At 54.3% G+C, this 22,731-nt stretch carries 20 protein-coding genes; 1 reads left to right on the top strand and 19 read right to left on the bottom strand.

Going from position 1 to position 22,731, the window contains the following annotated elements; all coding sequences use genetic code 11:
- Nucleotides 1-91: 91 nt before the first annotated feature.
- Nucleotides 92-553 carry a GNAT family N-acetyltransferase gene (locus HV213_RS09445; RefSeq protein ID WP_181485491.1) on the bottom strand — a complete coding sequence of 154 codons (462 nt, stop codon included), beginning with the start codon at nucleotides 551-553 and terminating at the stop codon, nucleotides 92-94.
- A gap of 184 nt (nucleotides 554-737) precedes the next feature.
- Between HV213_RS09445 and rnz the strand changes: the two genes are divergently transcribed.
- The gene (gene rnz / locus HV213_RS09440; RefSeq protein ID WP_181485490.1) at nucleotides 738-1,658 is read left to right on the top strand and encodes a ribonuclease Z; all 921 of its coding nucleotides are present in this window, start codon (nucleotides 738-740) and stop codon (nucleotides 1,656-1,658) included.
- Between the two features lie 49 nt (nucleotides 1,659-1,707).
- Here rnz and HV213_RS09435 read toward each other — a convergent pair whose 3' ends face one another.
- From HV213_RS09435 to nuoC, 18 genes are all read right to left on the bottom strand, one after another.
- The gene (locus HV213_RS09435) at nucleotides 1,708-2,238 is read right to left on the bottom strand and encodes a tyrosine-type recombinase/integrase (RefSeq protein WP_181485489.1); all 531 of its coding nucleotides are present in this window, start codon (nucleotides 2,236-2,238) and stop codon (nucleotides 1,708-1,710) included.
- A 34-nt stretch (nucleotides 2,239-2,272) separates the two neighbouring features.
- On the bottom strand, nucleotides 2,273-2,782 hold the full coding sequence (locus HV213_RS09430; protein ID WP_181485488.1) for a fimbrial protein: 510 nt from the start codon (nucleotides 2,780-2,782) through the stop codon (nucleotides 2,273-2,275).
- 12 nt (nucleotides 2,783-2,794) lie between these two features.
- A complete protein-coding gene (locus tag HV213_RS09425) occupies nucleotides 2,795-3,829 on the bottom strand; it encodes a fimbrial protein (protein ID WP_181485487.1) in 1,035 nt (344 codons plus the stop codon).
- A gap of 19 nt (nucleotides 3,830-3,848) precedes the next feature.
- Nucleotides 3,849-6,398, bottom strand: a complete 2,550-nt coding sequence (locus HV213_RS09420; protein ID WP_181485486.1) for a fimbria/pilus outer membrane usher protein — start codon at nucleotides 6,396-6,398, stop codon at nucleotides 3,849-3,851.
- A gap of 30 nt (nucleotides 6,399-6,428) precedes the next feature.
- Complete coding sequence (locus HV213_RS09415) at nucleotides 6,429-7,091, bottom strand: fimbrial biogenesis chaperone (protein WP_181485485.1); 663 nt, start codon at nucleotides 7,089-7,091, stop codon at nucleotides 6,429-6,431.
- A 62-nt stretch (nucleotides 7,092-7,153) separates the two neighbouring features.
- The gene (locus HV213_RS09410; protein ID WP_181485484.1) at nucleotides 7,154-7,681 is read right to left on the bottom strand and encodes a fimbrial protein; all 528 of its coding nucleotides are present in this window, start codon (nucleotides 7,679-7,681) and stop codon (nucleotides 7,154-7,156) included.
- Nucleotides 7,682-8,115: 434 nt separating this feature from the next.
- Nucleotides 8,116-8,667, bottom strand: coding sequence for a tyrosine-type DNA invertase (locus tag HV213_RS09405; RefSeq protein WP_181485483.1), 552 nt, complete (start codon nucleotides 8,665-8,667; stop codon nucleotides 8,116-8,118).
- A 198-nt stretch (nucleotides 8,668-8,865) separates the two neighbouring features.
- Entirely contained in the window at nucleotides 8,866-10,323 is a 1,458-nt protein-coding gene (gene nuoN, locus HV213_RS09400; RefSeq protein WP_112212994.1) for an NADH-quinone oxidoreductase subunit NuoN, read from the bottom strand.
- A gap of 6 nt (nucleotides 10,324-10,329) precedes the next feature.
- Nucleotides 10,330-11,859, bottom strand: coding sequence for an NADH-quinone oxidoreductase subunit M (gene nuoM, locus HV213_RS09395; protein ID WP_181485482.1), 1,530 nt, complete (start codon nucleotides 11,857-11,859; stop codon nucleotides 10,330-10,332).
- 168 nt (nucleotides 11,860-12,027) lie between these two features.
- Nucleotides 12,028-13,869 (bottom strand): NADH-quinone oxidoreductase subunit L, encoded by a 1,842-nt coding sequence (nuoL, locus tag HV213_RS09390; protein WP_181485481.1) that lies wholly within the window; start codon nucleotides 13,867-13,869, stop codon nucleotides 12,028-12,030.
- Nucleotides 13,866-14,168: an NADH-quinone oxidoreductase subunit NuoK gene (gene nuoK, locus HV213_RS09385; RefSeq protein ID WP_110272284.1), complete on the bottom strand. Its 303-nt coding sequence runs from the start codon at nucleotides 14,166-14,168 to the stop codon at nucleotides 13,866-13,868. The genes nuoL and nuoK overlap by 4 nt, the downstream gene beginning before the upstream one ends.
- Nucleotides 14,165-14,719 (bottom strand): NADH-quinone oxidoreductase subunit J, encoded by a 555-nt coding sequence (gene nuoJ / locus HV213_RS09380; protein ID WP_181485480.1) that lies wholly within the window; start codon nucleotides 14,717-14,719, stop codon nucleotides 14,165-14,167. The genes nuoK and nuoJ overlap by 4 nt, the downstream gene beginning before the upstream one ends.
- Before the next feature lie 10 nt (nucleotides 14,720-14,729).
- Nucleotides 14,730-15,272 carry an NADH-quinone oxidoreductase subunit NuoI gene (gene nuoI / locus HV213_RS09375; protein WP_015365590.1) on the bottom strand — a complete coding sequence of 181 codons (543 nt, stop codon included), beginning with the start codon at nucleotides 15,270-15,272 and terminating at the stop codon, nucleotides 14,730-14,732.
- Nucleotides 15,273-15,285: 13 nt separating this feature from the next.
- Entirely contained in the window at nucleotides 15,286-16,263 is a 978-nt protein-coding gene (gene nuoH, locus HV213_RS09370; RefSeq protein WP_110272281.1) for an NADH-quinone oxidoreductase subunit NuoH, read from the bottom strand.
- Nucleotides 16,260-18,986, bottom strand: a complete 2,727-nt coding sequence (nuoG, locus tag HV213_RS09365) for an NADH-quinone oxidoreductase subunit NuoG (RefSeq protein WP_181485479.1) — start codon at nucleotides 18,984-18,986, stop codon at nucleotides 16,260-16,262. Before nuoG ends, nuoH begins: the two co-directional genes overlap by 4 nt.
- Before the next feature lie 32 nt (nucleotides 18,987-19,018).
- Complete coding sequence (gene nuoF / locus HV213_RS09360; protein ID WP_112212989.1) at nucleotides 19,019-20,356, bottom strand: NADH-quinone oxidoreductase subunit NuoF; 1,338 nt, start codon at nucleotides 20,354-20,356, stop codon at nucleotides 19,019-19,021.
- Nucleotides 20,353-20,853: an NADH-quinone oxidoreductase subunit NuoE gene (gene nuoE / locus HV213_RS09355; RefSeq protein ID WP_004104075.1), complete on the bottom strand. Its 501-nt coding sequence runs from the start codon at nucleotides 20,851-20,853 to the stop codon at nucleotides 20,353-20,355. Before nuoE ends, nuoF begins: the two co-directional genes overlap by 4 nt.
- A gap of 2 nt (nucleotides 20,854-20,855) precedes the next feature.
- Entirely contained in the window at nucleotides 20,856-22,664 is a 1,809-nt protein-coding gene (gene nuoC / locus HV213_RS09350) for an NADH-quinone oxidoreductase subunit C/D (protein WP_112212988.1), read from the bottom strand.
- Between the last annotated feature and the right edge of the window lie 67 nt (nucleotides 22,665-22,731).

The following is a 22,731-nucleotide window of genomic DNA, read 5'->3' as shown; positions in this document are numbered from 1 at the left end:
CACGGAGTAAAAACCCCATATTATACGGGGTACCACGCTGAAATAGCAGTACCCCCGATGAGGGAGCGGCTTTTAGTCCGCGTGTCCGACGTTAGTGGGTGGCAATTTCGCGCGCCATGCCGATGTGGTCGATACCGTCCTCATCGTAAACCTCGGTAACCGGTACAAAACCGAAGCTCTCGTAGAATTTTTGCAGGTGCGCCTGGGCCCCGAGATAAATGGCCTTTTGCGGCCAGTTCTGGCGACAGCTGGCCAGCGCCTGCTCCATCAGCTGATAGCCTAGCTTTTCGCCACGCACCGTCGGGCTGACAATCACCCGACCAATCACTACCGGCTCAAACTCATCTTCACTCTTAAGGATGCGCGCGTAGGCCACCAGCTCCTCACCGCGCCAGCCTAGAATATGGCGATTCTCTCCGACCAGGTCGTCGCCATCGACGTCCAGATAGGCGCAGGTTTGTTCGACAACGAACACCGCACAGCGTAATTTCAGCAGGGCATAAAGCTGTGGGACGGTCAGTTCGGCGTGGTGAAGATCCTGCCATGTCATCATCTGCGGTTCCTTAATAAATTTTAACCCTAAATAATTCAAGTGGCATGAAGGCGGCCAGCGAGCGAATCCCCAGGAGCTTACATGAGTAAGTGACTGGGGTGAACGAGTGCAGCCAACACACATGCAACTTGAAGTATGACGGGTATACTCTGTTTTTTGACTCACGCCCTAAGGACACAGGACGATGGAATTACTCTTTTTGGGGACATCCGCTGGCGTGCCCACCCGTACGCGTAATATGACGTCGATAGTGCTGAATTTGCAACAGCCAACAATGGCTGAGATGTGGCTGTTCGACTGCGGGGAGGGAACACAGCATCAGTTTCTATATACCCCTTATCATCCTGGCAAACTGAATAAAATTTTCATCACTCATCTCCATGGCGACCATCTGTTCGGCCTTCCCGGCCTGCTGTGCAGCCGTTCGATGCAGGGCAATTCGCTGCCGCTGACTCTGTATGGGCCAAAAGGGCTTAAGGAGTTCGTAGAAACCGCGCTGCGCCTTAGCGGTTCCTGGACCGATTATCCGCTAACCATCGTCGAGGTCGGGCCTGGTTTGGTGTTTGATGAACAGGGCTATCGGGTTAGTGCATATCCGTTAAATCATCCGGTCGAGTGTTATGGCTATCGAATTGAGCAGCACGATAAACCAGGCGCTCTTGATGCCGCCCGGCTTATCGCTGACGGCGTCCCCTCCGGTCCGTTGTTCCACCGTTTAAAGCAAGGATTAACGGTTGAGCTGGAAGATGGGCGGATAATTGACGGTAGCCGCTATCTTGGTCCGGCGACACCGGGAAAAACGCTGGCGATTTTCGGCGACACTGCACCCTGCCCGGAGGCGCTGGAACTGGCACGCGGCGTGGATGTCATGGTCCATGAGGTCACTCTGGAGCAGGCAATGGCGGAAAAAGCCAACAGCCGCGGGCATTCAGTCAGTCAACAGACGGCCGCGTTGGCGCGCGATGCGGGCGTCGGTACGCTTATCGCCACTCATTTTAGCTCACGCTATGATGTTGAGGGCTGTCAGCGCCTTCTTGCGGAATGTCAGGAGGTTTTTCCGTCAACTGTGTTAGCGGAAGATTTTCTGGCCTATACCGTGGACTAAAAGCGGGCGTAGCGCGGTGAATAACGGCCGCCGCGTTTACGCCCCTAAATTACTCTTCAACATAACCGTTATAACGCAGGATAGATTTTAAATTCCGATAGCCAAGGTAATCCTGAATAGAATCGTCATCAATGCCTTTCTTACCCAGTTCATAGCCACAGGCATGACGCAGCATTCGTGGGTGAACATTCTGCTTTAGCCTCGCTAGTTCACAGCATTCACGAATAATTTGATAGAAACGCTGTCGGGTCATCTTATTTCCCCTTGAGGAGAGAAAAAGAAGATCGCTATGGGCCGGGTAACATTCCCGAGCCAGCAGCCAACGCTGCAAAGAAATAACCTCTTTCGGCTGCAAAGGATGATAACCTGAAACACCGTGACGAGCCCGATGAATATAGATTCGCTTCCCGGGAAAGTCGACATCACTCAATGTTAATGCCGTAATTTCATTAATTCTAAAACCATGCAAAAAACACATCTGAATCATACAGCTATTTCTTTCCGGATGAGCACAATATTGTGCTGCAAGAGTCAGACGCTCAACATCTTTTACGCTCAGATATTCTATTTCTTCCTGCATACGTCATTCCTTTTCATCCATTTAACTCATAAAATTACTGATAGGTAAATGTCAACTGCACCACCGACTCGAATGTCCCGACCGTTGCTCCACCCTGGGTTGAATATAAGCGAGCAGCCAAAGGAAACTCTCCCTTCCCGGTACTACTGTTAATAGTAATGGTCATCTTGTCTTGATTTTTATAGGTCCTGGAATGGTCGGTATTCGTTATCTGTAGCGCAATATTCTGCGCCGCATCGCTGGCCGCCATATTGGCGAAATGCGTGGCATCATCGCCGTCCGTTACGCCATCGAATTTCACCGTCGCTTTGGTGGTACCCGCCGGGCAATTTTCCACGTTCAGGTTAAAGGTTTTCCATGCTGAAGCATCACCTGCTGTTTGAAAGTCAATATTCAGGAGCGTACCAAAATTCACCTCCTGATTTTTCGTATCGGCGCTTACGTCACAGGGAAGAAAATAAATATTACCTGTAACATTCAGAGGTATTCCTCCCCAGGAGGAAAAAACGGGCAGCAATAATGCCAGCCATAGTGCCTTGTTCATTATTCGCTCCTGTTATTCAATTTCAGCCTGAATGGTTGCAGTTGCAGTAAATCCGCCCCCCGCAGGTAAATTACCGGTAGTATTAATTGGATAAATTTTCATGGTCGTATCGCCGGTCTGATTCGTATAATTCATATTGACCGGCAGTAAACCCGAAATCATAGGGATTTTGACACCGGTAATATTTTCAATCCGTACCGCAATATCGCTATTGGTCGTCGCCAATGCGCTGTTGTCATGGCTATCTGCCGAACCCTGGAATGAGAGCGAGACTTTTACCCCAGCAGAAATATTGGTACAGGCTATCGTCATATTTACTGTATGCGGGGTAAAGCCCGTCGGCATCTGGTTCACCGTTTTAAAGTTGTTGGCAGCAATATCGCCAAAATCGACGTTAATCGGTTGACCGGTATTAATCTCGCAGGATTGCGGTACCGTAACGGAACCGCTCATTGAGATCTGCGTCATTGGAATAGAGCTATAACTACCCGCTTTCCTTGTCCCATAAACATTCAGGATAATCGTTGGTGGAATCGTCACCTGGCCAACAAAGGGGCGGGTAAAATAGAGTGATATATATCCTCGAGAGCCCGTATCAAAGGGGCCGCCCCCGGAATTACAAGCCGTTGGATTATCATATAAATTACTTTTATCCTGCACGGGTGTTGGGACGTATTGATTCAAATTTCCCGCAATATATAACTCGCTGGCAATTTCCAGATATTGATTAAGCCGATAGAAATTGAGTCCACTGCGGGTCTGCGTCGCCACCAACCCTGGAATCGTCGTTTTATACAGCACGGTACCGCTAGTGGTATCGCAATCACATTTTGCCTGGTAGGTTCCGCCTGTGCTCCAATTATAAAGTCGGTTGAACTCCATCCCAGTCTGGTTTTGCGAAGGATTAGTAAACGTTTGAACAAAAGAAAAGCTGTCCTGAAAAGGAGCGCCACTATTATTCTGGCACCACCCGGTAGCCGCCATCGCCTGCGGCGATATCGCCAGCGCCGTCAAGCCCGCTAATATTCCCCATGAAAATCGTTTCATTGTCTCTGCATCCTTTCGATTAACGGCATAGCCCCTGGGCTACAATAATGCCGGTGAGGGTTTTACCTGACGGCAGCGCATACTGAATCCGACAGCGTTCTTGTGCACCCGCTCCCCATTTCACATTAAGTGCCCCGTTAGACTCCAGCCCGCTCAGGTAGACCTGTCCGCCTTCGCCAACGATAAATGCCGACTCTGACGTCGCGGCTCCAGGTACGCTGACCATGGCACCGAAAGGTACCGGCTGACCATTAGCCCAACGCACCGTCATCAGCACCCGGCTACCTACGCTGGTGTCATAACTTGCGCGAACCACCGCCCCACGGGTTGGCACCACCGTCTGAGTGGTTAGCTCAAGATCGACATCGTCCGGCATGGTGCTGGTATCAAGGGTCAATATATTCTTACGATACGGCGAGGTATAAGGCACCACGGCATAGCCCCGCCAGTCGGTCCTGACGCCGGTCTGGTTATTCACGCCAACGCCCGAGGCGCCTGGCGCTTTGACTAAAGCGAGGGTTTCACCAAAAGGCTGCCCCAGCGTCAGGCCATTTTCATGCGCCAGGACTCCGCCACGCAGGGCGTAGTTCAGACGATGGCTGTATTTATCATGGCTGTAGCCGCCGGTAAGCTCACCATAGGTCGCGCGCCAGTCCGCATTAACGCTGCCGCTCTCTCCTCTTCCCTGGCTGGTGTATCCTTCCTGTACGCTCCAGCTCAGGTTATTTCGCTCCAGAAGAGTACCGGAAAGGCCCAGATTATTGCTGGTTGAACCATTTTTGCTGCTGTTCAGGGAGTAGTTGGCATAAACCGGTTTCGGTAGCCATTCCCCCAGAGGCACGCTGATGCTCAGCGCGAACAGGTGGTCTTCATCGTTGCGTTTTCCGGTATCCTGATCGGTGGTATTACGGTTGTAACTGTAGTTAATGCTATAGCTGACACCGTGCCAGCTATTGTTGTATCCCACGCCCACCGACTCCATGGTACGCCCGGTGTTCCAGTAGTCTTCGCGGATATAGCTCAGCGACATCGAGCCCATTTCGTCACCAAGGCTCTGGCTGAGCGTGACTTCTCCCCGGTTGCGCCGCCGTTCGATTGAAGGGGTATAATTATCGTCCCGATAGGTATCCAGCACCTCCTGCATATCCCAGTAACCGCTGGTCGCATAGCGATATCCTGCCAGGGAGACGTTGGTGCCTAAGCCCGGGAGATCTTTGCTGTAACGGATACGTACCGACTGACCGCTCTCTTTGTCTTGATCCTGGCGGTTCGACCAGGCCTGGGTGACGTCGGTCGATACGGCGCCAAGCTCGCCGAGGTTTTTCCCCACCCCCAGCGCCAGCGACTGATATTTGCTGCTAAATTGGCCGCCGCCGTAAAGGGTTACCCCCGACGACAGGCCGTAAATAGCCGTCGCCTGAGTGAGCGGCGTTTCATCAATACTATTGTCGTAGGCCCGGTATACGCCGGAAGTCACACTATATTTGAGGCGGCCTTCGCGCTGCAGGACAGGCAGTGAAGCATAAGGAACAATCAGATTTTGCTCGCTGCCATCGGATTCTTTAATGGTGACCGATAAATCGCCCGAGCCGCCGGTCGGATACATATCGGTGATTTCGAACGCGCCGGGGGAGACGTAGGTCTGGTAAATCTCATAGCCGTTCTGACGAATAATGACCTGCGCATTGGTACGCGCAATCCCGCGCACTACCGGCGCATAGCCGCGCAGGCTTTCCGGCAACATATCGTCATCGGAAGCCAGCATCGCCCCGCGGAAGGGAATGCCTTCAAAAACGTCGGCGTCGGTGCTGCTGTCGCCCAGCGTCATCACCCCTTGCAGGGCATTGATATTGCGCTGCGCATAGGTATAAACCGTGTCCCAGCTGTTATTGGATTCCCCGCCGCTGCTGCTGCGATTCCAGGTCGTGTAGTTGCGCAAACGCCACGGTCCGATGTTGATACCGGGACGCAGGTTAACGTATTGATTATCGCTGTCCGGCATGTCGTTCTTGCGCGACCAGTTGTTTGCCCCGCTGAATGAGTAGTTCAGCAGAAGTGCGCTAATACCGTCATCCCACTGCTTCGGGTCAACCCAGCCCCGCGCCGCGCTGGAAACCGCCGCCTGAGGAAAACTCAATAACAAACGCTGCTGACTAAAGCGAAAGTCTGCCTTTGCCTGGGGTATAACTTCCAGATCCGCGCAGTCCGCCGATTTACGGCCTAATTCAGGGAATTGCTTAACGCGCACGCCCCATTCAGCGAGTTCTTCAACTTTCAGGCAGGGCTGCAGTGAAGTTTCCCCCTGGATCCGGCTTTGTTGAAAAGCGACATCCCGGGTCTCCATAAAAATATTGTTGAGGTAAACATCGACCCGATAGGTCCCCGGCTGCTGCCCTCCAGCGTGTTCGTAAGCCGATAAATCCCTGACGCCCGTCTGCGGGCCATCCATTTCCAATAATGCCGGGTTAAACACATCCCGCGCCAGCGCATCATCACACCACGGTATCAAGGCAACGGCCAGAGCTCCGGCTATCCGGTTAAGCCACCATTTGTTATGATTATTTTTCATTCTCTCTGGAACTCCCTGGCCTGATAGCCTTTACAAATTAACGCTATGCTGCGCGCCAATACCGCCGTAATCATTAATCAGTTTCCACTGCAAAGAGCCTGTGTTGCCGCGCGGCAAATCAAAACGCGCCGTCGCGCCAGGCGCTACCCAGTTGGCTTCTTTGACTTCTGCACCACCGATTTTCACCTCGGCGAAATTCATATAAAACGCGGTGGGATTAGTGACCTGTAGCGTATTGCCGCTGCGCGTCCAGCGAAGCTGCTCCGTCACTGTTTCCGGCGTTCCCGTAACGGATTTCGGCCGATAAATTAATTTGATACGGGTTTTAATGGCGATCTGTAATGTGTTGGTGCCAGCTTTAGCCTGTGAGGATGGAATCGCTTTGATATTCATCCAGAACATACTTTCTTTGTTTTCCGGCAATCCACCGCTATAGATCACCCGCAGTCGGGTTTGCTGCTCGCCTTCCAGGCGAAACAAAGGCGGTGTCAACAGGAAGGGGGCGGTGCCGTTATCCGCTTCTATCCAGCTTTGAATAAGGTATGGCGTTGCATCATTATTAGTTACGCTAAGGGAAGACTCTTTTTTGCCGCCCGGATAAACCAAGCGAGTACCGCCGGTGACGACGCCCGCATGTGCCGCAGCGCCCACCAACAGCCATCCAGCCATCAGCACTTTCAGGTATCGTTTCATCTCCAGCTCCCTGGAAAAGCGAGCCGATTTCGGCTCGCTAGCACGGTCTAATAGACGGAGAATCAGTTGTAGCTGATAGTGAAGTTGGCGCTACCGTTAGCTTTACCAGCAACAACAGTCGCGTCGGTCTGGATATAACGCACGCGGAACGGCAGATCGATATTGCCAGTTGATGGGATGGTCAGGCTGGTAGAACGGGTGAACAGCGGCAGAGTACTGTTAGTGCTACCATCAACCAGCTGCAGAGCTACGCCTGTAGCAACATCAGTCTCGGTGGTCAACTTCAGCTTTTCATTGTCACCGTCAACGTTAGTACCGGAGAACAGTACCGATGCTTTGGTAACAGTAGTCGGGCAGTTTTCCAGTTTAATATCGAAACCTTGCTCAGCCGCAGTAGAACCAGTACCGGTAAACGCCGTTTTAGCGATCTGTCCCATCTGGACTTCCAGTGGGTTAGAAAGGTCGTTGACCACGTCGCAGCCAGCGTCAATGATGCTGCCAAGAAACTTCACCTGACCGTCATCTGCCAGCGCAGCACCAGAGAACGTCGCGCAAGCAGCAACAACAGCAACAAGTAATGTTTTTTTCATGATTAATCCTTTTCAATGCAGTCAATGCATTAACTTAAAAGCGCAATACCGTGCGCATCCTTTTATTTACGCTTGATATTAATAACGCGACAAAACATTGACCCATGAAATGGATATAATATTTTGAAGTGGTCATTTTGTATCAATTTGACCACTTCAATTAACAGAAAGAGAAATTGCCAGGGAAGGCATATTTAAATTCATATTCGCCAGGGGAAACCCTAATAAACACGATAAAAAACTAAAAAATCGCAAACTGAGTTTTTCAAAAAACACATACACAAAACCAATTAAAAAACATAAAAAATATAATTTAGATATACTTAATATAAGCACATGAAAAACATAAGGAAAAAAAATGTTAATTGAAAATTGACATTGTTACTGCCCATGGATAGCATAGGAGTCAGTTTGATACAAAATGACTATTTCATTTACCAAACCTCCCTAAACCTCGCATCATTACTTGCCGTATAAATAACCGTGTGCTGAATATTCCGATGGCCGAGAAAATCCTGGATTAAGCGTGTATCCACCCCATTATTCGCCAGAGCAAAACCGCATGCATGGCGCAGCATATGCGGATGGGCGTTGATTTCCAGCTGCGTATCCAGGCTAAGGTTCTTCATCATCTGATATATTCTCTGCCGCGATAGAGGCTGGCCATTGCGAGATAAAAAAAGCCAACCTGAGTTATTACCTGGATAATCCTTACGCACATTTAACCATTCACGGAGAACCGTCTCCTCCCGCTTATAAATAGGATGGGTTGTTGAAAAGCCATTTTTAAGCCGCCGAATATAAATAACCCCGCTTTGAATATCGATATCAGATAGCTTCCAGTGACGAATTTCGCTCACCCGACAGCCATGGTTAAAACACATCCACAATAAACAGACATCGCGCTGCGGGTTCGCCCCTCGCCTTGCCGCATCAACCAGACGCTCAACTTCCCCGATGGTTAAATGCTTACGCCTTGTTTTCATTCACTTTCTCCATCAAAAAAACACAATAGTGTGCGTAGTAATAATAGTACGGAAAATAAGAGCGTGAGGGGAAACGTAAAGTGAGATTAATATGACAAACCGCATGACAAATACGAATATTAAAGAAAATACCCATACATTTTTCACCGATAAAAAAAGGACCGCCGAAGCGATCCTTTTTCTCAGTTAGTCGTCAGGTTACATCAGCGGCATCGCCAGCTGCACGATGCTAATCAGCGGCTGCGGCCATACGCCAAGCACCAGCACCAGCAGCGCGGAAATCAGCACTACGATGCCCCCGGCGCTATACTGCCAGTTAGACGGCGCATCGCGATTGAGTTTCTCCGGTGCGCTCAAATACAGGCTCACCGCCACGCGCAGATAGTAGTAGAGACCAATTGCCGAACCGACAACCACCGCCCCTACCAGCCACCACAGGTGCGCATGCACACCGACCGCCAGCACGTAGAACTTACCGATAAAGCCCAGCGTCATCGGAATACCGGCGAGAGACAGCATCATCACCGTCATCACCGCCGACAGAATCGGGCGATGCCAGAACAGGCCGCGATATGAATAGAGCGAATCCGCATCCGGCCCGCGATACGGACTGGACATCAGGCTCACTACACCGAACGCGCCGAGGCTGCTGAACAGGTAACCAGCCAGATAGACGCCCACCGCTTCCATCGACATCTCGCCGCTCTGCAGGGCAATCAGCGCCACCAGCAAATAGCCAAGATGGGAGATAGAAGAGTAGCCGAGCAGACGCTTGATATTGGTCTGGCTCAGCGCCATCAGGTTACCGAAGATAATCGACGCGAAGGCGATAAGGCCCAGCACCACGCGTACCGCCTCGCTGTTGCCGACTGGCACATACAGGAACAGACGCATCACCACGCCAAAGATAGCAATCTTGCTGGCGGTCGCCAGGAAGGTTGATACCGGCGCAGGCGCGCCCTGGTAGACGTCCGGCGTCCACAGGTGAAACGGCACCAGCGACAGCTTGAAGCCCAGACCCACAATCATCAAGCCCACACCCGCCAGCAGCAACGGTTCATGCAGCGTGCTGTCAGCCAGGTTCTTACCAAGGGCGAGGAAGGACAGGTTACCGGAGTTCGCGTACACCAGCGCGATACCGAACAGCAGGAAAGAAGAGGCGACGGCAGACAGAATGGTGTATTTGATACTGGCTTCCAGCGAGCGTTTCTGACGGAAGGCGTAGCCAACCAGACCGAACAGCGGCAGAGAGATAAGCTCAATACCGAGGAACAACGCCGCCAGATGGTTAGCGCCCGCCAGCAGAATACCGCCCAACGCGGCGATCAGCACCAGCAGGTAGAACTCTTCTTTATTGTCCTTGTAACCCTCAAGCCACGGATAAGCAAAGGTACAGGTCGCCAGACTCGCCAGCAGCACCAGCCCGGTATAGAGCATGGAGTAGCCGTCAACACGAATCAGCGGCGTCACGTCCATCGCCCCGTTCTGCCCCACGAACCAAAGTGAGACTAGCGCGACGTTGAGGCCGAGAACCGATAGCGTGGCATTGAGGAAATGATTGCGTCGCCACGCAATGGAGAGCATCACAACCACCACCGTCAAGCCGACGATCAGCAGCGGTAGCAGTGCGATCAGTTGTTGTGGAGTTATTGTCATGGCGAATTACGGCCTTGTAGTAGAAACAGAATTAACAAACCACTGCTGAATGTTACTCATCGCAGAGTGCGAGGTGTCCAGAATCGGCTGCGGGAAGAAACCCAGCAGCACCAGCAGAACAACCAACAGCAGAACGATAGACAATTCACGCAGGGACATTCCCGGCAATTCTTTTGCGGCAATTTCGCTTTTTGCTTTACCAAAGTACGCGCGATGCAGCATCGACAGCGAATAAACGGAAGCGAACACCAGACCGAAAGTGGAGATAATCGTAATCACCGGCACGGTATGGTAGCTGCCGAACAGAATCATAAATTCGCCAACAAAGTTACCGGTGCCCGGCATACCGAGCGTTGCTACGGCAAAGAACATCGACAGCGCCGGCAGCCACTTAATTTTGCTCCACAGCCCCCCCATCTGACGCATATCACGGGTATGCAGACGTTCGTACAGCTGGCCGCAAAGGATAAACAGACCGGCTGCGGACAGACCGTGCGCAATCATCTGAATCACCGCGCCCTGATAAGCCAACTGGCTGCCGGTGTAGATAGCAATCAGTACAAAGCCCATATGGGAAACGGATGTGTAGGCAATCAGACGTTTGATGTCGTACTGGCTGAAAGCCATCCACGCGCCGTAGAAAATGCCGATAACGCCCAGCCACATGGCAATAGGTGCAAATTCAGCGGAAGCGTTCGGGAACAGCGGCAGCGCAAAACGCAGCAGACCGTAGGCCGCGGTTTTCAACAAGATCCCGGCGAGGTCAACGGAACCGGCGGTCGGTGCCTGAGAGTGCGCGTCCGGTAACCAACCGTGCAGCGGAACCACCGGCATTTTCACCGCAAAAGCGATAAAGAAGCCCAGCATCAGCAGGTATTCCACACCGTGCGACATCGGTGTCTTCAGCAGCTCTTCGTAATTGAAGGTCCATACGCCGGTGGCGTTGAAGTGAACAAACGCCAGCGCCAGAATGGCAATCAGCATCACCAGCCCGCTCGCCTGGGTATAAATGAAGAACTTGGTTGCCGCCGTGATACGCGTTTTCCCGTCGGAAGCCTTATGGCCCCAGAGTGCTATCAGGAAATACATCGGCACCAGCATCATTTCCCAGAAGAAGAAGAACAGGAACAGGTCGATGGCGAGGAACACGCCGATAACGCCGCCCAGGATCCACATCAGGTTAAGATGGAAAAAGCCCTGATACTTCTCGATTTCGCGCCATGAACAGAGCACCGCTAGCACCCCGAGCAGCCCGGTCAGCACCACCATCAGCAACGACAAACCGTCGATCGCCAGATGAATGCTAATGCCGAAGCGCGGGATCCACGGCATCACGAATTCTGACTGCCACTGCGGAATACCGGTAGATTGCGTGAGAGAATAGCCGCCCTGCATCCACAACTGCAGGCCAAGCAGAAACGTCAATCCCATGGTGATCAGCGCGATCCAGCGCGGCATCTTCACGCCAAAGCGTTCAGTCTGCCAGCACAGGAAGCCGCCGATGAAGGGAATTAATATTAGCCAGGGTAATAACATGGCGATTTTTATTCCTTGTTAAAGTCCGTTCAGGACCGATTTTCAACGAATTCGACTACATTCACGTTTGAGTGCGGTTTGTTGTGTCGGGTGGCGCTTTGCTTACCCGACCTACGGTCTCGTAGGCCCGGTAAGCAAAGCGCCACCGGGCAAAACCGCGCGCTCAAATCAACGCAACACCATCAGCAGCGCCAGCACCACGACAGCACCAATGCCCATCGAAGCCACATACCAGCGCAGATAGCCGTTCTCGCTCACCACCAGGCCTTTGCCTGCTAAGCGGGAAAGGATCGCCGGGATGTTCATCAACGCGTTTAGCGGATCGCTTTTCAGCAGCCACGCCACGCCGAGGAACGGTTTCACGAACACTTTGTCGTATAGCCAGTCAAAGCCCCAGGCGTTATACCACCATGTCCCGAGCAGACGGCCCGGCGCGCTGTTGGCAATCGACGTCACCAGGCTGCGTTTACCCAGCCACAGCCATGCGGCAATCAGGATGCCCGCTATCGCCACAACGCCAGAGGTAATCTCCAGGGTCATTACGCGACCATGCTCAAGCTCAGTGGTTGACGGCAGTACGCCATGCAGCGGTGGCACAATCAGCGCGCCAACGAAGGTGGACAGCACCATCAGCACAATCAGCGGCAGATGATGGGTAATCCCCTTCCCTGCGTGTGCGTGAATTTGCTCTTTGCCGTGGAACACGATGAAAATCATGCGGAAGGTATACAGCGAGGTCATAAACGCTCCGACCAGACCGGCAACCATCAGATTGAGATGACCGTTAGCCATCGCGCCCGCCAGAATCTCGTCCTTACTGAAGAAGCCTGCGGTAATCAGCGGCAGTGCGGACAGTGCTGCACCGCCAATCAGGAAGCTTGCATATACCAGCGGAATTGACTTACGCAGACCGCCCATCTTGAAGATGTTCTGTTCATGATGACAGGCCAGAATCACCGAGCCGGACGCCAGGAACAGCAGCGCTTTAAAGAACGCGTGGGTCATCAGATGGAAAATCGCCGCATCCCACGCCTGCACGCCGAGCGCGAGGAACATGTAGCCAATCTGGCTCATGGTGGAATAAGCGAGTACGCGTTTGATGTCGGTCTGCACCAGCGCGGCGAAACCCGCCAGCACCAGCGTCACCGCCCCAACGATCCCCACCAGATGCAGCACTTCCGGGGTCATCAGGAACAGGCCATGGGTACGGGCAATCAGGTAGACACCAGCAGTCACCATTGTTGCTGCGTGGATCAATGCAGAAACAGGCGTTGGGCCTGCCATCGCGTCAGCAAGCCAGGTCTGCAACGGCAGCTGCGCGGATTTACCCACCGCGCCGCCCAGCAGCATCAGGGTAGCCCACATCAGCATATTGTTGCCGGCTTCAAAATGCGCAGGCGCCAGTTCGACCATTTCGCGGAAGTTCAGGGTACCCAGTTCGTTGTAGAGAATGAACAGCGCGAACGCGAGGAACACATCGCCAACACGGGTCACCACAAACGCTTTCATCGCCGCAGCGCCGTTCTTCGGATCGGTATAGTAGAAACCGATCAGCAGATAGGAGCACAGGCCCACGCCTTCCCAGCCGAGGTACATCAGCAGCAGGTTATCAGCAAGAACCAGAACCACCATGCTGGCGATAAACAGGTTGGTATAGGCGAAGAAACGGGAGTAGCCCTCTTCTCCGCGCATATACCAGGAGGCGAACATGTGGATCAGGAAGCCAACGCCGGTAACCACCGAAAGCATGGTCAGCGACAGGCCGTCCAGTACCAGGTTGAAACCGATATTGAAGTCGCCCACCGACATCCAGGTCCACAGCGGGACGCTGACCGCCTGCCTGCCGTTAGCAAAGAAGTCGACGCCAACAAACGCCGTCACCAGCGCCGCCAGGCCAACCGAGCCCATCCCGATGGTGGCGGACAGATTCTCCGACCAGCGCCCGCGAGAGAAGGCCAGCAGAACAAAGCCAATCAATGGCAAAAGAATGGTTAAGGCAAGCATGTTCATCCGCGCAACTCACTTACTGAATCGATGTTCAGGTTCTGGCGACGACGATGGAGCTGCAGCAGCAGCGCCAGGCCGATACTCGCTTCTGCAGCGGCGAGGGTAATGGCGAGGATATACATTATCTGGCCATCAGCCTGGCCCCAATAGCTCCCGGCAACTACGAAAGCCAGCGCGGAGGCGTTGATCATGATCTCCAGGCTAATCAACATAAACAGCAGATTGCGACGGATAATCAGCCCCGTCAGGCCAAGGACAAACAGGACGGCGGCGAGGATCAGTCCATGTGTTAAGGGGATCATGCGTGTTCCTCCGTTTTTCTCTTGTCGCTGTCGTTCTGACGGTTGCTCAGCACTTCACCAACGCGCTCTTCGCGGCCAATATGGAAGGCGACAACCAGGCCCGCCAGCAGCAGCATGGAAGCCAGTTCCACCGCCAGTACGTACGGACCAAACAGCGCAATACCCACTTCTTTGGCGTTAATCGCCGTACCGTCGATCCCCTGGTCGTTAAGACCAAGCATGGCGTAAACGATAACCACCAGCAGCACCGCGGAGAGGATGGCCGGGCCAATCCAGATCCCCGGTTTCAGCCATTGACGTTCCTGCTCGATTTCGCTGCCGCCCAGGTTGAGCATCATCACCACGAAGACGAACAGCACCATAATGGCCCCGGCGTAAACGATAATTTCCAGCGCACCGGCGAAGTAAGCGCCCAGCGAGAAGAACACCCCGGCAATCGCCAACAGCGAAATAATCAGGTACAGCAGCGCATGCACCGGATTGGTGTGAGTGATCACCCGCAGGGTGGCGAGGATGGCTATCAGGCCACAGATATAAAAAGCGAATTCCATTGCCCTCTCCTTACGGTAACAGGCTCTTGACGTCGATAGGCTTGGCTTCGTTCTCTGCTTCGCCCTTATCTTTGCCGTCGATTGCCATACCCGCCATCCGGTAGAAGTTATATTCCGGGTATTTGCCCGGACCGGAAATCAGCAGATCCTCTTTTTCGTACACCAGGTCCTGACGCTTGTATTCGCCCAGCTCAAAGTCCGGGGTCAACTGAATCGCCGTGGTCGGGCACGCTTCTTCGCACAGGCCGCAGAAAATGCAGCGTGAGAAGTTGATGCGGAAAAACTCCGGGTACCAGCGACCGTCTTTGGTCTCCGCTTTTTGCAGAGAGATACAGCCCACTGGACACGCTACCGCACACAGGTTACAGGCAACGCAGCGCTCCTCGCCGTCCGGATCGCGGGTTAGCACGATACGACCACGGTAGCGCGGTGGCAGATATACCGGCTCTTCCGGGTACATCTGAGTTTCACGTTTGGCAAAGGCGTGCATCCCGATCATGCAGATACTGCGGACCTGGGTGCCAAACCCTACCAATAATTCTTTTAAGGTCATGGTCTAAAGCCCCTTATGGCTGCTGCCAGAGAATGACAGCTGCCGTTACCAACAAGTTGACGAGCGTCAGCGGCAGGCACACTTTCCAGCCGAAGGACATTACCTGGTCATAACGCGGACGCGGTAAGGACGCACGAATCAAAATGAACATCATCATGAAGAACGCGGTTTTCAGCGCAAACCAGATGAATGGTGGTAAGAACGGACCTTGCCAGCCACCGAAGAACAGCGTCACGATCAGCGCTGATACGGTAACAATCCCGATATATTCGCCGACGAAGAACAGACCGAACTTCATGCCGGAATATTCAATGTGGTAACCATCTGCCAGTTCCTGTTCCGCTTCCGGTTGGTCAAACGGGTGACGGTGACACACCGCCACGCCCGCAATCGCAAAGGTCACGAAGCCAAAGAACTGCGGAATGACGTTCCACAGATGTTCCTGGTTATTGACGATGTCGGTCATATTGAATGAACCGGCCTGCGCCACCACGCCCATCAGGGAAAGCCCGAGGAACACTTCGTAGCTCAGGGTTTGCGCAGAAGCACGCATCGCACCCAGCAGCGAGTATTTGTTGTTGCTCGACCAACCGGCGAACAGCACCGCGTACACCGCGAGGCCTGCCATCATCAGGAAGAACAGGATCCCGATGTTAAGATCGGCAACCACCCAGCTTGGGCTGACCGGCACAATGGCGAAGGCCAGCAGCAGCGAGGTGAAGGCGATAACCGGTGCCAGGGTAAAGATCATGCGGTCCGAGAATTTCGGTACCCAGTCCTCTTTAAAGAACATTTTGATCATGTCGGCAACGAGCTGTAGCGAGCCGCCCCAGCCCACGCGGTTAGGTCCATAGCGGTTCTGGAACAGGCCGAGCAGACGGCGTTCGCCAAAGCTCATGAACGCACCGCAGGTCACCACCACCAGCAGAATCACCACCGCCTTGAGGATGCCTAACAGAATGTCGATGAGATCGGGAGTTAACCAACTCATGCTTTCGCCTCCTGCAAAGTATCAATACGCGCACCGGTCAGTACCGGTGCGATGCCCGGCATGCCCATCGGTAAGCCAACCTGCCCTGCCGTCAGCCCCGCCGAAATCACCAGCGGCAGACTAAGGGTCTGACCTTCAACGCTGAAGGAGACCATCGCGCCGTTATTTACGCCCAGCTTCGCGGCATCTACCGGGTTAAGCTTAACGTACGGCTGCGGCATACGGCTCTGGAACACCGGAGAACGCTGAGACATTTCGTCGCTGCCGAACAGATGGTAGTAAGGCGCGATACGCCATTTCCCTTCTTCAGCTTCGAAGCTTGCCGGTACCATGGTAAAGTACTCCAGACCGCTGGCGGAGGCTTCAATCAGACGCACGCCCGGATCGCCATGGCGCAGTTTCCCGCCCACTTCATCCTGGAACTTGTTCCACGCCTGCGGGGAGTTCCAGCCCGGCGCCCAGGCGAACGGAATCTGCGAACGCGGAGCGGATGGCTGGTTGTTCCCTTCCATGGAGAAGGCGAACATGGTGTCCTTATCCTGCGGCTGACGCGGTTCATGCACGCTAATGTTAGCGCGCATCGCCGTACGGCCGCTGTAGCGATGCGGTTCACGGGCCAGCTTCTGGCCGCGAATACGGAAGGTCGCATCCGGCGCGGCGTCTTTGATACCGGCTAACTGCGGCAGTGCGGCAATCGCAGCGTCAATAACGTGATCCAGCTGCGTCCAGTCGACCTGACGGTTGTTGACGGTGCTGTGCAACGAGTGCAGCCAACGCCAGCTTTCCAGCATCACGGTTTTCGCATCGTAGTAGGCCGGATCGTAAACCTGGAAGAAGCGCTGGGCGCGACCTTCGTTATTCACCACCGTGCCATCGCTTTCCGCAAAACTTGCCGCGGAGAGCACCAGATGCGCTTTATCCATAATCGCCGTACGCTGATGGTCAACCACCATTACCAGCGGCGCTTTCGCCAGCGCTGCATCAACGCGGGCGGCAGAAGCATGACGATGCAGGTCGTTTTCCAGCACAATAACCGCGTCGGCAGCACCGGTTTCCAGTTCGCTCAGCGCCTCTTCAAGCGAGCCGCCGCCGATCATACCGAGGCCAACGCTGTTCACCGCGCGCGCAACCATGGTCACGCCGACGTCAGCACCGCGTCCTTTCAAGGCTTTCGCGACGTTTGCCGCCGCCTGAATAACCTCAATGCTCCCGGCGTTGGTTCCGGAGACAATCAACGGTTTTTTCGCTCCGGCCAATGCCTGAACGATCACATCAACTTTACCTTTCAGATCGCTGCTCAGCCCTTCCACCACCGGGGCGCTGTCATCCAGCGCATGGGCAATAGCAAAGCCGAGGCGCGCTTGATCCTCTACCGGTGCGCGGTAGGTCCAGGCGGCGATATCATCAAGACGAGTGTCATCAATATTAGTGACGAACAGCGGATGCTTCGCGCGCTGGCCAATGTTAAGGATCGCGGCGATCTGCCAGTCGGCGACTTTCTGCGCCGCCGCCATTTCACGTGCTTTGCCTTTCACCGCCTGACGCACAGCCAGCGCAATACGTGCGCCGGTCTGGGTGATGTCCTCACCGAGGATCAGCACCGCATCGTAAGATTCAATTTCGCGCAGCGCCGGGGTATGAATACCGCCATCGCGCAGCACTTTCAGCATCATCTGCAGGCGTTCTTGTTCACCTTTAGCAATGCCGGTATAGAAGTTATCGGCGCCGACCAAATCGCGCAGCGCGAAGTTGCTTTCGATGCTGGCGCGCGGGGAGCCGATACCAATGACTTTCTTCGACTGGCGCAGAATATCCGCCGCGCCCTGCATAGCCTGTTCGGCGTTGAGGGTGATGAAGTCGTCGCCACGGCGCTGAACCGGCTGACGCGGACGGTCTTTCAGGTTCACATAGCCATAGCCGAAACGACCGCGGTCGCAGAGGAAGTAACGGTTAACGGTACCGTTGTAACGGTTTTCGATACGGCGCAGTTCACCGTAGCGCTCACCGGGGCTGATATTGCAGCCAATGGAACACTGCTGGCAGATGCTTGGCGCAAACTGCATGTCCCATTTACGGTTATAGCGCTCGGAGTGCGTTTTATCGGTAAACACGCCGGTCGGGCAGACTTCCACCAGGTTGCCGGAGAATTCGCTCTCGAGCACGCCATCTTCCGGACGACCGAAGTAGACGTTGTCGTGAGCGCCATAAACGCCCAGATCGGTGCCGTCAGCATAATCTTTGTAGTAGCGAACGCAGCGGTAGCAGGCGATGCAGCGGTTCATTTCATGCGAGATGAACGGCCCCAGATCCTGATTACGGTGGGTACGCTTGGTGAAACGATAGCGACGGAAGCTATGACCGGTCATTACGGTCATATCCTGTAAGTGACAGTTACCGCCCTCTTCGCAGACCGGACAGTCGTGCGGGTGGTTGGTCATCAGCCACTCAACTACGCTCTCGCGGAACTGCTTCGCTTCTGCGTCGTCGATAGAAATAAAAGTGCCGTCGGATGCCGGTGTCATACAGGACATCACCAGGCGGCCACGCGTGTCTTCCGCGTTTTGATATTGCTTCACCGCACACTGGCGGCAAGCACCAACGCTTCCCAGCGCCGGATGCCAGCAAAAATAGGGAATATCAAGACCCAGAGAGAGACAAGCCTCTAGCAGGTTGTCCGCTCCATCGACCTCGTATTCTTTGCCGTCTACATGAATCGTAGCCATTAGCGTGCTTCCAAAATAAATAATTCTTTAGATTACCAGCGCGTTTTAAGCAGGTTCGGCTGAATCCCATTGATTGCATGGGTATTGCTGAACTGCTGCTTAATGCCAGCTTCGAATTCTTCGCGGAAATATTTAATCGCGCTCTGCAGCGGTTCAACCGCACCTGGCGCATGGGCGCAGAAGGTTTTACCCGGCCCGAGGAATCGACACAGTTGCTCAAGTGTCTCGATATCCCCCGGCTGGCCTTCGCCGCGCTCAAGGGCGCGCAGAATTTTCACACTCCACGGCAGGCCGTCGCGGCAAGGTGTACACCAGCCGCAAGACTCACGGGCGAAAAACTCTTCCAGGTTGCGCACCAGCGATACCATGTTGATTTCGTGGTCAACGGCCATCGCCAGCGAAGTGCCGAGACGACTCCCCGCTTTACCAATGCTTTCAAACTCCATCGGCAGGTCAAGATGCGCTTCTGTCAGGAAATCAGTTCCCGCGCCGCCCGGCTGCCAGGCTTTGAACTTCAGGCCATCGCGCATACCTCCCGCGTAATCTTCAAGGATCTCGCGCGCAGTGGTGCCGAACGGCAGCTCCCAGACGCCCGGATTTTTCACCCGACCGGAGAAGCCCATCAGCTTGGTTCCCGCATCTTTACTGGTGGAGATGTTCTGATACCACTCGACGCCGTTGGCCAGAATCGCCGGGACGTTGCACAGGGTTTCGACATTGTTAACGCAGGTCGGTTTACCCCACACGCCGGAGCTCGCCGGGAACGGCGGCTTGGAGCGCGGGTTCGCGCGGCGGCCTTCGAGAGAGTTAATCAACGCGGTTTCTTCGCCGCAGATGTAACGCCCTGCCCCGGTGTGAACAATCAGTTCGAAGTCAAAACCGCTACCAAGAATGTTTTTTCCCAGCAGACCCGCTTCGTTCGCTTCGGCAATCGCCCGGCGCAGATGCTGAGCAGCTTCAATATATTCGCCGCGCAGGAAGATGTAGCCGCGATACGCTTTCAGCGCAAACGCGGAGATCAGCATGCCTTCCACCAACAAGTGCGGCAGTTGTTCCATCAACAGGCGGTCTTTATAGGTGCCCGGCTCCATTTCATCGGCATTACACAGCAGGTAACGGATGTTCATGGATTCGTCTTTCGGCATCAGGCTCCACTTCAGCCCCGTGGAAAAGCCTGCACCGCCGCGCCCTTTCAGGCCAGCGTCTTTTACCTGATTAACGATTTCGTCCGGTGCCATCCCACAGAGCGCTTTACGCGCCCCGGCATAACCGTTTTTACTCTGGTATTCATCCAGCCAGACCGGCTGTTTGTCGTCACGCAGACGCCAGGTTAACGGATGGGTTTCGGCAGTACGAATAATGGTTTTCATTTATACCGCTCCAGGAGGTCAGGAATCGCTTCCGGCGTCAGATAACTGTGAGTGTCCTCATCAATCATCATCGTCGGCCCCTTGTCGCAGTTGCCCAGGCAACAGGTCGGCAGCAGAGTGAAACGGCCATCAAAAGTGGTTTGACCCGGTTTGATGTCCAGTTTCTTCTCGATAGCCGACTGAATGCCCTGGAAACCAGTGATATGGCACACCACGCTGTCGCAGTAGCGAATCACGTGACGGCCTACTGGCTGGCGGAAAATCTGACTGTAGAACGTTGCCACGCCTTCTACGTCGCTGGCCGGGATCCCCAGCACATCGGCGATAGCGTAGATTGCGCCGTCCGGCACCCAGCCGCGCTGCTTCTGAACGATCTTCAGCGCTTCAATGGACGCCGCACGCGGGTCTTCGTAGTGGTGCTTTTCGTGCTCAATCGCCTCACGCTCTGCCGCACTCAGCTCAAAAGCCTCGGTTTGTGGTTGTTGATTCTCGTGCATAATTAGCGGTCCACGTCTGACATAACAAAATCGATACTACCCAGATAGACGATCAGGTCTGATACCAGGCTGCCGCGAATCGCCGCCGGGATCTGCTGCAGGTGCGCATAGCTCGGCGTACGGATGCGGGTGCGGTAGCTCATGGTGCTGCCGTCGCTGGTCAGGTAGTAACTGTTAATACCCTTCGTCGCTTCAACCATCTGGAAGGATTCATTGGCTGGCATGACCGGGCCCCAGGAAACCTGCAGGAAGTGCGTAATCAGGGTTTCGATATGCTGCAGCGTGCGCTCTTTCGGCGGCGGCGTGGTCAGCGGGTGATCCGCTTTGAACGGGCCTTCCGGCATGTTATCGAGGCACTGCTGAAGAATGCGCAGGCTCTGGCGCAGCTCTTCCACTTTTAGCATCACGCGGGTGTAGCAGTCGGACACGCCGCCGCCGGTCGGGATTTCAAAGTCGAAGTTTTCATAACCAGAATAGGGACGCCATTTACGAACGTCGAAACCAATACCGGTGGCACGCAGGCCAGCCCCTGTGGTGCCCCACTCCAGCGCCTCTTTCGCGCCATAAGCAGCCACCCCTTTTGAACGGCCAATCAGGATGGTGTTACGCAGCGCGGCTTTCTCGTAGGAGTCCAGACGCTTTGGCATCCACTCAAGGAATTCACGCAGCAGACGATCCCAACCGCGCGGCAGGTCGTGGGCGACGCCGCCGATGCGGAACCAGGCCGGGTGCATACGGAAGCCGGTAATCGCTTCCACCAGATCGTAGATTTTCTGGCGGTCGGTAAAGGCGAAGAACACCGGCGTCATCGCGCCGACGTCCTGAATAAAGGTTGAGATATAGAGCAGGTGGCTGTTAATGCGGAACAGCTCGGAGAGCATCACGCGAATCACGTTGACGCGATCCGGCACGGTTATCCCCGCCAGTTTCTCTACCGCCAGCACGTACGGCATCTCGTTGACGCAGCCGCCGAGGTATTCGATACGGTCGGTGTACGGGATGTAGCTGTGCCAGGACTGGCGTTCGCCCATTTTCTCAGCACCACGATGGTGGTAACCGATATCCGGCACGCAGTCGACAATCTCTTCGCCATCCAGCTGCAGAATAATACGGAATGCACCGTGGGCAGACGGGTGGTTCGGGCCGAGGTTGAGGAACATGAAGTCCTCGTTTTCGGTGCCGCGCTTCATGCCCCACTCTTCCGGTTTGAAGGTCAACGCTTCCATTTCCAGATCCTGCTTAGCTTTGGTCAGCTCAAACGGATCGAATTCGGTGGCGCGGGCCGGATAGTCTTTACGCAGCGGATGGCCTTCCCAGGTTGACGGCATCATGATGCGACGCAAATTCGGGTGACCATCGAAGGTGACGCCAAACATCTCCCAGGTTTCACGCTCATACCAGTTGGCATTGGGATACAGTTTGGTAAAGGTCGGCAGGTGCAGATCGTTTTCCGACAGCGCAACCTTGAGCATGATGTCGCGATTGCGATCGACTGAAATCAGGTGATAGAAAACGGAAAAATCCGCTGCGGGTAAACCGTCGCGGTGCGTGCGCAGACGTTCGTCCATGCCGTGTAGGTCAAACAGCATTACGTAAGGCTTTGGTAATCTCTTCAGGAAATCACCCACCTCAAGCAGCTGTTCACGCTTCACCCAAACCACCGGAACGCCGGTGCGGGTTGGCTGAACGGTAAAGGCATCCGGCCCAAAACGGTTGCGCAGTTCGCCGATCACCGGGTCATCAAGGTGATCGCGGGTTTGCCAGGCTGGTGCGGCATCATGCGCAGTTAAATCGGTCATATTGTTCACCATTGCAAAAGGTCCGTGGTGACTGCCGGGCGAGGCTTCGCTGCTTTAGTAGATTGATTTGCGAAGTCTT

The organism is Klebsiella sp. RHBSTW-00484 (assembly GCF_013705725.1).
Lineage (GTDB): Bacteria > Pseudomonadota > Gammaproteobacteria > Enterobacterales > Enterobacteriaceae > Klebsiella.
The sequence above is the reverse complement of the archived record's forward strand: the minus strand, read 5'-3'. Positions and strand labels throughout refer to the sequence as shown.

Bases quoted from the DNA above. Each gene is read 5' to 3' on its own strand.
- HV213_RS09445 (WP_181485491.1), bottom strand. From the start codon at position 553: ATGATGACATGGCAGGATCTTCACCACGCCGAACTGACCGTCCCACAG.
- rnz (WP_181485490.1), top strand. From the start codon at position 738: ATGGAATTACTCTTTTTGGGGACATCCGCTGGCGTGCCCACCCGTACG.
- HV213_RS09435 (WP_181485489.1), bottom strand. From the start codon at position 2,238: ATGCAGGAAGAAATAGAATATCTGAGCGTAAAAGATGTTGAGCGTCTG.
- HV213_RS09430 (WP_181485488.1), bottom strand. From the start codon at position 2,782: ATGAACAAGGCACTATGGCTGGCATTATTGCTGCCCGTTTTTTCCTCC.
- HV213_RS09425 (WP_181485487.1), bottom strand. From the start codon at position 3,829: ATGAAACGATTTTCATGGGGAATATTAGCGGGCTTGACGGCGCTGGCG.
- HV213_RS09420 (WP_181485486.1), bottom strand. From the start codon at position 6,398: ATGAAAAATAATCATAACAAATGGTGGCTTAACCGGATAGCCGGAGCT.
- HV213_RS09415 (WP_181485485.1), bottom strand. From the start codon at position 7,091: ATGAAACGATACCTGAAAGTGCTGATGGCTGGATGGCTGTTGGTGGGC.
- HV213_RS09410 (WP_181485484.1), bottom strand. From the start codon at position 7,681: ATGAAAAAAACATTACTTGTTGCTGTTGTTGCTGCTTGCGCGACGTTC.
- HV213_RS09405 (WP_181485483.1), bottom strand. From the start codon at position 8,667: ATGAAAACAAGGCGTAAGCATTTAACCATCGGGGAAGTTGAGCGTCTG.
- nuoN (WP_112212994.1), bottom strand. From the start codon at position 10,323: ATGACAATAACTCCACAACAACTGATCGCACTGCTACCGCTGCTGATC.
- nuoM (WP_181485482.1), bottom strand. From the start codon at position 11,859: ATGTTATTACCCTGGCTAATATTAATTCCCTTCATCGGCGGCTTCCTG.
- nuoL (WP_181485481.1), bottom strand. From the start codon at position 13,869: ATGAACATGCTTGCCTTAACCATTCTTTTGCCATTGATTGGCTTTGTT.
- nuoK (WP_110272284.1), bottom strand. From the start codon at position 14,168: ATGATCCCCTTAACACATGGACTGATCCTCGCCGCCGTCCTGTTTGTC.
- nuoJ (WP_181485480.1), bottom strand. From the start codon at position 14,719: ATGGAATTCGCTTTTTATATCTGTGGCCTGATAGCCATCCTCGCCACC.
- nuoI (WP_015365590.1), bottom strand. From the start codon at position 15,272: ATGACCTTAAAAGAATTATTGGTAGGGTTTGGCACCCAGGTCCGCAGT.
- nuoH (WP_110272281.1), bottom strand. From the start codon at position 16,263: ATGAGTTGGTTAACTCCCGATCTCATCGACATTCTGTTAGGCATCCTC.
- nuoG (WP_181485479.1), bottom strand. From the start codon at position 18,986: ATGGCTACGATTCATGTAGACGGCAAAGAATACGAGGTCGATGGAGCG.
- nuoF (WP_112212989.1), bottom strand. From the start codon at position 20,356: ATGAAAACCATTATTCGTACTGCCGAAACCCATCCGTTAACCTGGCGT.
- nuoE (WP_004104075.1), bottom strand. From the start codon at position 20,853: ATGCACGAGAATCAACAACCACAAACCGAGGCTTTTGAGCTGAGTGCG.
- nuoC (WP_112212988.1), bottom strand. From the start codon at position 22,664: ATGGTGAACAATATGACCGATTTAACTGCGCATGATGCCGCACCAGCC.